The organism is Lactiplantibacillus xiangfangensis (assembly GCF_001438845.1).
GTDB lineage: Bacteria > Bacillota > Bacilli > Lactobacillales > Lactobacillaceae > Lactiplantibacillus > Lactiplantibacillus xiangfangensis.
This window is the reverse complement of record NZ_JQCL01000033.1, coordinates 1-12,591: the sequence shown is the minus strand read 5'-3', so window position 1 is coordinate 12,591 and position 12,591 is coordinate 1. Positions and strand designations below refer to the sequence as shown.

At 40.6% G+C, this 12,591-nt stretch carries 12 protein-coding genes; 8 read left to right on the top strand and 4 right to left on the bottom strand.

Annotated features, from left to right (window positions below; all coding sequences use genetic code 11):
* The first annotated feature begins 59 nt into the window (after positions 1-59).
* The 6 genes from IV64_RS03025 to IV64_RS03000 all read left to right on the top strand — a co-directional run bounded on the left by IV64_RS03025 (position 60) and on the right by IV64_RS03000 (position 6,408).
* Positions 60-752, top strand: a complete 693-nt coding sequence (locus tag IV64_RS03025) for a 2,3-diphosphoglycerate-dependent phosphoglycerate mutase (RefSeq protein WP_057705697.1) — start codon at positions 60-62, stop codon at positions 750-752.
* Between the two features lie 190 nt (positions 753-942).
* Positions 943-1,155, top strand: a complete 213-nt coding sequence (locus IV64_RS03020; protein WP_057705696.1) for a hypothetical protein — start codon at positions 943-945, stop codon at positions 1,153-1,155.
* Between the two features lie 119 nt (positions 1,156-1,274).
* Positions 1,275-1,523: a hypothetical protein gene (locus IV64_RS03015; RefSeq protein WP_057705695.1), complete on the top strand. Its 249-nt coding sequence runs from the start codon at positions 1,275-1,277 to the stop codon at positions 1,521-1,523.
* Between the two features lie 406 nt (positions 1,524-1,929).
* Entirely contained in the window at positions 1,930-3,339 is a 1,410-nt protein-coding gene (locus IV64_RS03010) for a hypothetical protein (RefSeq protein ID WP_057705694.1), read from the top strand.
* Between the two features lie 264 nt (positions 3,340-3,603).
* A complete protein-coding gene (locus IV64_RS03005; RefSeq protein WP_057705693.1) occupies positions 3,604-4,755 on the top strand; it encodes an MFS transporter in 1,152 nt (383 codons plus the stop codon).
* 309 nt (positions 4,756-5,064) lie between these two features.
* On the top strand, positions 5,065-6,408 hold the full coding sequence (locus tag IV64_RS03000) for an MFS transporter (RefSeq protein WP_057705692.1): 1,344 nt from the start codon (positions 5,065-5,067) through the stop codon (positions 6,406-6,408).
* Between the two features lie 394 nt (positions 6,409-6,802).
* On the opposite strand, the gene IV64_RS02995 is transcribed toward IV64_RS03000, so the two are convergent.
* The 4 genes from IV64_RS02995 to IV64_RS02975 all read right to left on the bottom strand — a co-directional run bounded on the left by IV64_RS02995 (position 6,803) and on the right by IV64_RS02975 (position 11,510).
* Positions 6,803-8,410, bottom strand: a complete 1,608-nt coding sequence (locus IV64_RS02995) for a hypothetical protein (RefSeq protein WP_057705691.1) — start codon at positions 8,408-8,410, stop codon at positions 6,803-6,805.
* A 1-nt stretch (position 8,411) separates the two neighbouring features.
* A complete protein-coding gene (locus IV64_RS02990; protein ID WP_057705690.1) occupies positions 8,412-8,885 on the bottom strand; it encodes a hypothetical protein in 474 nt (157 codons plus the stop codon).
* 16 nt (positions 8,886-8,901) lie between these two features.
* On the bottom strand, positions 8,902-10,113 hold the full coding sequence (locus IV64_RS02985; protein ID WP_057705689.1) for a hypothetical protein: 1,212 nt from the start codon (positions 10,111-10,113) through the stop codon (positions 8,902-8,904).
* A gap of 437 nt (positions 10,114-10,550) precedes the next feature.
* Positions 10,551-11,510 (bottom strand): helix-turn-helix transcriptional regulator, encoded by a 960-nt coding sequence (locus IV64_RS02975; RefSeq protein WP_057705687.1) that lies wholly within the window; start codon positions 11,508-11,510, stop codon positions 10,551-10,553.
* 172 nt (positions 11,511-11,682) lie between these two features.
* Here IV64_RS02975 and IV64_RS02970 point away from each other — a divergent pair, with 172 nt between their 5' ends.
* Entirely contained in the window at positions 11,683-11,940 is a 258-nt protein-coding gene (locus IV64_RS02970; protein WP_057705686.1) for a Mor transcription activator family protein, read from the top strand.
* 262 nt (positions 11,941-12,202) lie between these two features.
* Positions 12,203-12,472, top strand: coding sequence for a Mor transcription activator family protein (locus IV64_RS02965; protein WP_057705685.1), 270 nt, complete (start codon positions 12,203-12,205; stop codon positions 12,470-12,472).
* Positions 12,473-12,591 lie beyond the last annotated feature (119 nt).

The window sequence follows — 12,591 nt, the reverse complement described above, 5'->3', positions numbered from 1 at the left end:
GCGGTTTCAGTGTAAAATAAGGGAAGTAAATAACTATAAGAAAGAGGTCATTAACTGCTATGGCAAAATTAGTATTGATTCGTCACGGTCAAAGCGAATGGAACTTATCTAACCAATTCACTGGTTGGGTTGACGTTGATTTAAGCGAAAAGGGTGTTGAAGAAGCTAAGGCGGCTGGTCAAAAAGTTAAAGAAGCTGGCTTAAAATTCGACTATGCCTTCACTTCAGTTTTGACTCGTGCCATCAAGACATTGCACTACGTTCTTGAAGAATCTGACCAACTTTGGATTCCAGAAACTAAGACGTGGCGCTTAAACGAACGTCATTACGGTGCATTACAAGGTTTGAACAAGAAGGAAACCGCTGAAAAATACGGTGACGACCAAGTTCATATCTGGCGTCGTTCATATGACGTTTTACCTCCATTATTGAGTGCTGATGATGAAGGTTCAGCTGTTAACGATCGTCGTTATGCTGACTTAGACCCTAACATCGTCCCTGGTGGCGAAAACTTAAAGGTTACCTTGGAACGGGTTATGCCTTTCTGGGAAGACCAAATTGCTCCAAAGTTGCTTGATGGTAAGAACATCATCATCGCAGCCCATGGTAACTCATTACGTGCCTTAAGCAAGTACATCGAACGCATCTCTGATGATGATATCATGAACTTGGAAATGGCTACTGGTGAACCAGTTGTTTATGACTTCGACGAAAAGTTGAACGTCTTAGGCAAAGAAAAGTTAGGCAAATAATCAGCTGATTATTTACTAGATTTTCAAGAAGCGCCCGCTTAGTGGGGGGCGCTTTTTTATGGCCCTAAATTCGGCTGAGTTGTGATAACTTAGGATGAGTTTGGCAATTAATGACAAGAACGGACGCTAAGTGGACACTGCCACTTTCAAGTTAGGTGGAATGCTTTCTGAAAACTGAGGAGGACTTTACATGTATGATGAAGCAGAATTAGTAGAAGCTAAGCGGCAAATTGATTCGACCTTGCATAAGATTCGTGAAGTGGTGAAGACTTTTGAAGCTAAGAAAGATCCATCACGGTATAAGTCGCAGTTAACACTGGCGAAACGGCGCTTGAAGGCATTTGGCATCGCTAATCAGTTGATTGAGGACAAGTTAGCGGAGCTGAGGTCCACTGGCAATTAAGATTTAGGGACTCACGGATTGGACTGAAATAGGTACCCGTGAGCCCCACAGCACCCGCGGGAGTGCGACGCATAAGAGATTGATTAAGAAGACAAGAATTGATAGGGGTATTTGAATACATGAGTGAAGCAACAAATGCAAATGACGTCACACAACGTGAAATGATCCGCATTATTGGGTTGTTCCGCAAGAACGGTTTTAAAGGCGAATACGTGAGTTTTCAACACGTTGTTGACGAAGGGGCCTCATACTTCGTTGTGATGTCTGATGAAAACAACGGGACGCAGGGCTTGTTTAAAGCCGACTTGTTAGCTGGGACGATTGAATTCCAATATATGTTGGATGAGAATCATGAAGTTGCTAAGTAAATAGGATTGATGTAAAAGGATGGCTGCGGCTGTCCTTTTTTGATACATATGTAGATTTTTAAAACAATAGCTAGTATTGTGGAGCTTGAAAGGGAATTACGGAGTTACAACTAGTATTGTGGAGCTTGAAAGAGAATTACGGAGCTACAACTAGTATTGTGGAGCTTGAAAGAGGATTACAGAGCTGTAGCTAGTATTGTGGAGCTTGAAAGAGAATTACGGAGCTGTAGCTAGTATTGTGAAGTTTGAATGGGAATTACGGGGCTGTAATAAGTATTGGTGAACAAGTTATTTGTAACTAATGATGTGTAACATATAAGAAAATAGCTCGTGTATAAACGTACGTTCCCCTTTTTGCGACATCCATGATACACTTAAATAAATTAGTAGAGTGGGGGGATATGGTGTGAAGAAAATGACTTATCAACTTGATAAAAAGAGTAATCAAGCTGAACGTTTTGACCATCAAGAACAGGCGCGCAAAGCCAAGAAGGCGTTAATTGATCGTTATCGCAAACACCACGTGTCAACGACTGCACATGCAACGTCAAAACCAGTAGTGGCTACTAAAGAGAATCCAGATGCCGAGTTAAAACGAGAAAACCGACGTTTACAACGACAATTAAAAAAGCTTAAACAGGCGAAACAGGACCAAGGCCAAGCACATGCATTGCGGCAGCAATTACATCAAATGAAGCATCAATTGCAAGTAACACAAGAGAACTTACAACAAATCCAAGCTCAGGTCGTGCAACTTCAACAGAGTTGTGATCAAGTATCGGCAGCTAAGCAGAATCTTCAACACCGATTGACGCAGACTGAAACTTATATTAGTGGGGCTAGTGATTGGCTCGCGTATAGTTTGATTATTGCAGCTCAAACTGAGGAAAAAATGACTGAAGTCCGGCAGCAAGCAATCCTTAATCAGGAACAACGACCGATTACTGCTAAAGAAAAAGAGAAACTTAAACAGTATCATGATTTTAAACACCAAGTGATGGGATTGGATGCTGCACTTAAAAGAGCACATGAACGGACTGATATGTTGGTAGAACAAAATACCCAATTGCGACGTCAGCCTAAAGGTCAGTCTAAGTTGACAACTTTACCGTTAGTAGATCAGGTAATGCGTGAATTAACTGTTGAGCGGATAGGGTCCGTTAAGTGGTTACCGGATGCGTATCATCGGTATCGGAAGATTTTGTTAGAAGACGTGATGGTGAATGATGGTAACCGAATTTTTGGCTATTTTGTTAAACATCAGGGTGGATATTATTTTCAAGTAGTCAATGGTCAGGCGTACCAACAGTATCGGTGCGTTGGTCAGTCTAAAAAGCGACTCTCGGTGAACGCCGTTTATGCGGGAAAGATTGATGGTAACCGGGTTGTGATTACGACGGTCTTTCGTGATGTTACACCTAGCCAGTTACGATTGCACCATGAGTTACAGCTACACCGCCGCCATGCGCGTAAGGATTACCGGGATTTGTTGCCAGCGGATGCTGAGGCCAAGCTGAGTGGGAAAAAAGTGCTAGTGGTGACTTGGCAACGGACGCAGCGACTCAATCAGATGTTCCGTTCGTTTGGAATCGATCCGATAATCGTGAATGATCAGGAACGCAGTATTTCATGGATCACGACCGCCGCGTTATCCAAGCAAATTGACTTTACGCTACTACTGAGTGAAGGGTTGTCACATAGCTTGTTGGCGACAATCGGTAAACCGCAAATCAAGGCGCGTCATGACCTTGAATTAGTCTACAATGAATCACCTGAGGAACTTTTACGCCGGTGTTACCGTTTCTTTAGCCGATGATGGATTTTAGGATATGCTTGATGAAAATAATGAAGTTGCTAGGTAAATGAATGAGTTGTCGAGATAAGCTCAAAAAGACCATGCAAAGAATTTTATAGAACATAGCTGTAAAGATGAGTTTTCATAAGTAACAATGTTTTAGTGACAACTAGTGAAGTGTGCCGTGAAAAATTTCTCAGCACACTTTTTGACATGGGACTACAATAAAAGAAGGTTATTGTGGAATAGACAGGACTAATTTAAGCTTTAGAAAGTGTAATTTTGATGAAAACACGTTTGTATACCAAGGATGTCAAGCTAGTCTTGGCAGCCAGTTTTTTCTTTTTAATGAACCCGATGTTAATTAATCCCGTCATTGCGGGCTTTGCAACTTCAGTTGGGGCCAACAGCTTGACAGCGGGAGTGGTTGCTGGTGCGACCAATTTGACGTCATTATTGTTACGGCCAGTGGCGGGTAACTTAACGGATCGAGTTTCTAAATATCATTTAACCCTCGTGGGTGGGAGCTTGTTTGTGCTCGCCAGTTTGGGGTATAGCTTCACGACCAATCTTAAACTAATTATTCTTTGTCGGATTATTACTGGGATTGGCTACACACTCTGTTCAGTTTGCATGGCAACCTGGATGGCGAGCCTGTTGCCAGCGGACAGAATTGGTTCCGGCATGGGTATCTATGGTCTTGCTAATGCAATGGGGATGGCAGTGGGTCCTGCGTTAGCGGTCTATTTATATGCGCATTTTAGCTATCAATTGGTCTTTTGGACATCGGCTGCTTGCAGTTTATTGATGCTAGTTTTAATTCAGTTCGTTGGTAATCGTGGCATTCCACGACCGATGAAAAAGACAGCCCAACCGCGGCGGTTAAGAATCGTGCAACCTAAAGTGATTCCGGTAGCCGTAATTTTAATGCTATTTTCGTTGCCTTATTTTGCAACGCAGACGTACATTGTTAGTTACATTGAACAGCGACATTTTTCGGTACCAGCTGGGGCGTTTTTTCCTGTGTATGCTGTCATTTTACTAGGACTAAGACTAGGATTACGGGATTTGTTTGACCGGATTCCTTTTAAAAAGTTTTTCTGGATTTGTTTGGGATGCAATTTTATTGGTGTACTGGCCTTAATTGATTTAAGCAACTGGGCGATGCTAGTTGTGGCGGCGCTGGGGTTAGCTGCCGGCTACGGGTTGATGTACTCGATTTGCCAAGCTAAGGCGTTGACTCTAGTTTCTGACAGTGATCGTGGGTTGGCCAATAGTACTTTTTATATTGGTATCGACTTAGGGATGACACTCGGCCCAATGTTTGGTGGCTTAATTAGCACACTTTTACCATGGGCGTGGTTCTACCCTGTGATGATGATCACATTACCAGCGGTTGTGCTAGTCTATTGGTTAAATCGGCGTCGATTGGCTTAACGCATCGCTAACTTTTCTCTAAACAGAATCCAGCCCCAAGTTATCAATGTGGTTTCTAAGTAAATATGTTTTACGTTTTGAAGATGGCCTATCGCCGTCTTTTTTTATTCGCTTTTTGGACCAGATTAATATGACAGTATACAACCGTCGTATACTAGTATGTTAATCTGGTAATTTTCAAATAGCCAAGCCTGTCTTATGATTGGGTCATTCGCTTAGAAAGGTCAGCGAATGGTTAAATCTTTTGTCACGTCTATCTTTAATAGTGCGTTAACAGAAAAATATTTTTAATTGAGATAGGGGCTTGTCATGACTCAAAATAAAGAGAAATTTGGAATTGTTTTACCAATTATTTTATTAAGCTATTTTATGATACTTTTGGATAATTCGATTGTGTTTACAAGTACGGTGAAAATAGCAACTGATCTTCATTTGAATGCTCAAACACTTGCGTGGGTCAGCAGTGCGTACACCTTAACCTTTGGTGGCTTCCAATTATTTGGTGGTCGCATCGGCGATGTGTATGGCCGTAAGCGAGTCTTTTTGATTGGATTATTGTTATTTTCCTTTGGATCTCTGATGGTTGGGTTGTCGGTCAACGGCCCAATGATTATTTCCATGCGGGCTTTTCACGGGATTGGATCTGCCATCCTAGCGCCTACAACGTTGGCACTCTTGTTAGACAATTATCACGGAACGATGCGTGCTAGGGCAATTGCTGCTTATGGAACAACGGCCGGGATTGGTGCAAGCTGCGGGATGATACTTGGCGGGGTCATTACTAGTGTATTTTCTTGGCGATACGGTTTCTTCTTAAACGTGCCAGTTGGCTTACTGATGTTTTTACTAACAATTCATTTTGTTAAAGACAATGAAATCAAAAGTACTAGCCGTCTTGATATCGTGGGTACGCTGTTGTCCGTGTTAGGATTATCAGCTTTAGTTTATAGTATTGACGGTACTTCGCATCAACGCTTAGCCTTGATAATTGCGATTGTTTCACTGGGGCTATCTGTATACGCTGAACGAATGGTCAAAAGTCCGATTATGCCGCTACGGCTATTTACTAACCGCCAACGTAACAGTGCGTATGTTGCGCGCTTTTTCTTCATTGGCGCAGCGTTTGCTTATTTCTTTGTTACGACGCAAGCCTTACAACGTATTTATGGGTTTACACCGTTGATGACGGGGCTGGCATTTTTGCCCGTCACCATTCCACAGTTTGTTGGTGCGCTACAAGTTTCAAGATTATCTAGCAAAATTGGCAATGCCCGTTTGATTCTCATTGCCGTAATACTCGTCACTGTCGGTGTCTTTTTGACCGTTCCATTAGGATTAAATCGCGGTTATTGGGTCGCAATTGCCATTCCAATGATTATATTTGGTGTTGGACAAGGACTGGTGCTCAGTCCGTTAACAGCGGAAGGGGTGGCTAATACAGATCCTGAAATTGCTGGGGCGGCTTCTGGTGTTGTCAACACGGTCCATCAATTTGGTCAATCAGTCGGGATTTCGGTCGTTGTTGCGCTGACGAGTGGTGTCCACAACTTTTCAACGAGCTACCTTGACCAGCTGCTAGTAATCTCAGCGATTTCGGGGCTGAGCTTAATTGCGGCACTGTTCTTACTGGGGAGTGAAAAGCGTTTAAGGTAAGAAGATACGGTGAAATAGTGAGTTATAAGAGGTTTTCTGGAGGTTTTTTCGAAATTTTTTTAATTACTGAAACATTACTTGATTAGCAACTGTACTGGATGGGAAAAAACAAATATCCAGTAGAGATTGAAGCGAACTTAGATACTACTCCAAGAATGAATCAAAACTCTGACATAACGTTTTAAGATATACTTACTCGAGGGTCAATGGGAGAAGTCAATAATAAAATGGGTTAGTTATGGATTCGGTTGTTGTAATAGCTTTAGAGATTAAGGATTCAAATAGTTTTCGAACTAAAAAAGATTGTCTAATCACATCGTAATTAGACAATCTTAGTTGGTAAATTACCAACAACAGTTTGAGAAAAATTCTGAATTTCTACGATATTTAATTTTTAAACCTTTACCAAACTTTCCCATTCTTGTCCCAAGTAATGATCAAAATCTTCAACATTATAATGACTATTATTGTACCAAGACATGACTTCTTTATAGCCTTGTAATGCTAAGCGGGGGTATAAGGCGACGTTCAGATTAGAGAAAGTTTCAACTAAGATAGCTGCCTTGTTACCGCCCGTTTCAATTCCTTTGTTAATGCCGTGCGCAGTTGCATCACCAATATCGAGACCTGCGAACACACCATAACTGCATAGTAACATGCGACTCAGTTCAGGAACATTGCGCAACTTTGTAATTTCAGGAACCGTTTGATGATGATAAAAATACTGTTTTAGCGCCCAGAGTAAACGTGTTAGCAATTCATTAATCATAACTGGAATTGCTGTAGCCGCTGCGTGTCTAGCATCATAGCCTTGTTCAAAAACTTTAGTTGCTATTTTAGATAACGTTAAGCTGTCAGTTCCTGGTAAATTAAAATTCAATGTTTGAAAAATTTCGGTACCTGGAATGGGTAACCCTGAACCACGGTTCCCTTTATGAACTGCACCAGATGAACCAACTGCATCAGAAGCCAAATGTCCCATCCAATTTACAAATCCGCAAAAGATTTTAGCAGCAAAGTTACTTCCGTGTAATTTAAACTGATTATTTTCCATCGAAGCTTGAATGAATTGGCCATTTGACAAATAGGACCCCGTATTTAGGAATTGGTCTAGAATCGAAAAAACTAATCCAACTAGGTCAGGATAGTGTGCTAGGGAAAATAAATGATGGTTTGCCGCCGACATCTGCATTTCACCGGGCTTCAATCCTTTTAGCCGTTTATCATATTGCGCGTCATAAGGAACCTTATACTGCATTTCCAGATAATGTACGCCTTGCTCAATTGTCTTAGGCGTTTGCTTTGGAAAGTTATCAATATGTTGCCCACTAATTTGGCGTAAATGATAATCCATCTGAGCATACTTCAAAATAATGTGATTAAACCAACTGTCAGTAATCTTTGGTAGTGCTTTCCGATTATCATCTCCATTTTTAGTCTTCATCGCACCACCGACAAAGAACACATCAATTAAGCCCGAAATCACTCCTGAAATTGTTGCTAAAGTATAATCGTACTTGTCACAGTGTGCTTTTCGATAGCCAAAGTCTTTCTTTATATTGACTGCAATTTGTTCACGTTCTTCAGGCGTCAACAAGTCTGTTAATGGATCAGTACTCAAATCCAATTGTTCCGCACTTGCATAGGTCCGCAAATTTTTTTCGAAACCATCCCAATTATCCGACAATACAACCGTTGGCAACGGCGACCAAGCATCCATATTTTTTTGAACGCTCGCTTGTTCATGAGTAGTGAGATCAACATAGGATTTCATGGTATCGACCTCATTATCAGTAACTGTCGTTTTTATTCCTGTCATCAGATTTTCCGCTTGTACTATTAAAGCATCCAGACTATCGCTCTGATCATGTTGCTGTTGTTTTAAATCTTTAACCGCACCATGCGCCATTTGTACTCGTTGCGCCAAATTTTCTTCTTGGTGTTGCTGAATTTTTTCCAAGTTGCCATATTTGCGCAACTCATCTTCACTAAATTTATCCATGTTAATCGAACATACCTTTAATAGCTGTTTTGGCCGTTCCTAATCCAGACTTTGCTACTCCTTTAACAGAGAGGTAACCAATCTTATCCAAAATTCCGTGCAATGCGGTCGCATCATCTGATGAAATGGAAGGCTTCAACAGTAATTTACCATCCTCATTTTCCTCGTAATCTGCCATAACAATTGCATAAAATTGCTTAGTTGTTGGGTCTTTTGTCAACTGTTGTAGCCGCTCAGCGTCCATTTCTACAGGAACGTTAGTTAAAACAGATTCTGATTGATAATGGTCCAAATCTTGCGTTGTCGCTTTGGCGCCTTTACTGAGCATTGCCAACAGTCTTGTCATTTTTGCAATTTTTATTTGATTGGCTGATGCGTCCTGAGATGCTTCCATTAGCCCACGGGAAATATCATTAACGCTATCAATTAGATAATTCAACGTTCTCTGAGTGTTACGGATAATTTGCTGTAACAACGCTTCACGTTGCTTATTATTCTCGATATCTTTGCGCCCAAGTTAAATGCTGAACACCTTTATACGTCAAAGTACCCGCAACAAGCAAGACACCAACTCCAGTAACCATCCCAGAAAATCCTAAGATGCCACCAAAGCCTAACGCCGCTAATCCTGACGTAATGCCCGTTGCGCCAACACCAACGACTGATCCTGAGAAATAAAGTGCTGCCATGGGGATCCCTACTGCAGCTGCTTTGGCAGCCAAATCTTTAGTTTGTTTCTTAATTTGTGTATCATTCAACCGTTGTTCAAGAATATTTTGATCGTGTTGAATACCATCAATCAAAAAGTCAACTTGGTCTGCCGATAAATCAAGTGCCTCGGCTAATGAACTCAAATACCTATCTTGGCGCCACTGAGTTACATCGGTATCATCTTTTTGATTATCTAAGCTCAAAACATCTTTCATGATTGATTTATGTAAAATATCTTGAGTTGTTTCATTGACCTGAACGAGCAATGTTTTCAATAATTCATTGGATTCAATTTTTTTGTCCCCAATCAAATAACTATTCAATTCTCGCTGGGCATCAGAGGGTAATTCAATTCGGGCGGCTAAAGAAATAATGCCACGGTACTCGGTTGCATCAATTTCCTGGTCATCTTGTAAAGCAAAATTACAAATCAACTGAACATAAGCCAATTTAACTGGAGCAGGTAAATCTTCTAACGAACGAATCGTTGTCTTCGGTTCTGATACTTCCGTGTCCTCATCTTCCGTACTTATAGTTGAGTTCGTGTCCGATGTTGTCACAAGTTCGTTTAACAGAGCTGCTAGTCCTGGACCATCAATGTAATCTAAAATTGTTGTCGGAAACTCATAATTTGGACTACCATCCTTAAATGCAACCGACAAATATGGAACTTGTTTTTCTTTATCCTTATGGTATTCGGTACGCTGTTCAAAAATCGCAAGTGCTAACTGATCGTAATCAAAACTTTGCGGACTTTCGAACGATTCATGTACGTAGAACTTTGTTGGCATAAATAAAAGTCCTGTTTTAGCAGTTTGAAAAAGTGTTGTATCTAAAATAGCTACAACATCCTGGGGATCTCCTTCAACCCCCATGGCTTTCATTGCATTGTTTAACTTTTTTTCTTCAATATCTGGGGCCAAATACAATTTACTGCTGTTATCACCTACTGCATTGGGGCTCAATTCTTTTATCGAACTAATAACACTCATTTCGGTCACTCCTCACTTGTATTTATTTAATAAAATCATACAATAAAACCGCTTTCTTTTACAGTTGATTTTGTACTAGCTTCTGTAAATTTATAATGCGATTTTCTGTTATCTCTAAGCGACTTCATTCCGTATTCTACCTGGGTGAGGTCGCTTTTTGACATGGTGAAAAATAGAAGACCCGCAAAGGATTCAAATAAGAATTCTTCGTAGGCCTTCATCGGGTGAAAGTGCGCCAAACTGTGGAAGTAGGCATAGCCAAACAAAATCACAACTAGTCCATTTATATTGTGAAATGGCGGTAAAAAATTGAGTATCATTTAGACGGAGTGAATAACTAGAATGCACAGAGTCTATGGGGAGTGGACAATTAATTGCGTAACCTGATAGGTATTTCAGCAATTGAATATTAAATACGATTTTTTTGAACACCTATTTTATTCTTCTTCAGATGAATACAGCTTAAGTGTTTTCTCTAATGACTCACGAATTTGCTGAACGAAGCTTGCTGGACTAACCACTTTTACTAGTGGTCCTTGGCTTAGTAGCCACATGATTGCGCCGTTATCGACCACCTCAGTTTCAATCAGGACCGTATGACTGTTACTTTTGGCGGTAATCACTTTGGCTGTGGGAAAACGGTCTAAAGCCGCTTCCACAACACCAGAAAATTTAAACTGAATCGTGACTTTTTCACCCGGTTGCATAAACTGAACAACTTGTCTTAATTGACCACCACTGACGTGTTCCGCACGGCTACGGTGGATTTTTTGTTTACTGAGGTGGTAGTTAAAGATCCGATCAAGTCGAAAGTAGCGGTTGGCCTGGTATTTGGCACTGTAGGCCACAACGTAAAAATAGTATTCCGAGAAGATGATTGTTTGCGGCAAAATGGTTCGCGTTTCTGTATGGTTCTTACTGTTGCGATAATCGATATCAATCGTCGTCTGATGCGTAATAAAACGACTGAGCTGCCAGATTAACGCAATTAGGTCCTGTTGATGGCGTAACGGTTGGTAATAAAAAAGCTCGTTTTTAATAATTGGTTGAACTTCAGCCTGTTCAGTTTGGGACAGTGTCGCTAATAAACTCGCAATCGTTGCGTTCAGTTCAGTTTTATTCAACGACCGGCTAGCCAAAAGAATCTTGATGAGCAATAGGACGGTTTGTTTTGATAGTTGATCCTGGGTGGTCGTTAATTGATAACCGTTTTGTTTTCTTGAGTAAGTGAGTTGATAAGGTAGCTGTTGGTCAAAAATAAACTGTTTAATTTGGCTAAAGTCGCGCTGAATCGCCCGTTCCGTAACGTCGAAATGGTCGGCTAAGTTGGACTTGTTAAGAATATGGTTGGTTAGCAATGATTGAAAAATATAAAGTTGCCGATACGCTGAGTTCATAAAGTCCTCCACAAGATAATTCAAAATATATAGACAGTATGTGTCTACCTTGCTTGCTATTATAGCATTAACAACAGCAAGTCGTATGACTCGTAACTAATGGTTACGGAAAGGCTGACGTGAGCCATTGGCAAAAATGGTTAGCTGTAATTAGTCAAAGCAGGTGATAAAAATGGAAAATAAGATTGATATTGAAATGCTCAGTACCTTCTATCGCGAACTCAATGAATTATTAGGTACGCCGGCAATGTTGAAATTTTATCAATTTTACCGGGGAACCCAGATTACACTTCCAGTTCATTTATATGACCGGAAGCGGGTCAAAGCTGGATTGCGTGCCCAATATAATGGCCATAATAGCAACGAATTAGCACAAAAATATGGTTACTCACAGCGCTGGGTCAACAACCAAGTCCGACATGATAAGTAAGAAAGGGCGCTTTAGCAATGATTTCAAAATAATTTTTTTGATGTTTTCAGGATGATAATGGCCAAGTAAAGCGTTTTTGAAGCTTTTATTTAGTCGTGATTCCGGCTGAATGCCTATGATAACAGCGTTTGTACAACTGAATTTATCTAAGGCACACTTCCAGGCCCTTGTTAAGGTTGTTTTCATGGAAAACAGCGGGTACAAGTGCAGTTACTAAAAGATTAAGAACCAATTACAATTTAGGCTAGGAGGTGGCGAGGGCATGGCAGAGCGTATTGAGCCAGAGGCGTTACATCAGTTTTATGGGAGTCTAAATGATTTAGTTGGAACTGAGGCAATGTTGATTATTTATGAACATTATAAGGGAACTCAGCTTAATTTTCCGGTTCACTTATATGATCGAAAATTAGTGGCTCAACGAGTTTTGGCAGAATTTGATGGGCACAACCAGCATGATTTAGCACGGAAGTATGGTTATTCACAAAAGTGGATTCAAATGGTTGTTAGAGAAAAAAAGAACATAAATAAATAGGAGTGATTTATCATGGCAGATTCAAAAATTTTCAAATTAAGCGACGGGGTCGATATTGAAAAAGTTGCCTGATTTACAATTCAAGTGCACCACTTAAATAATTGGACCAAAAAGGCCAT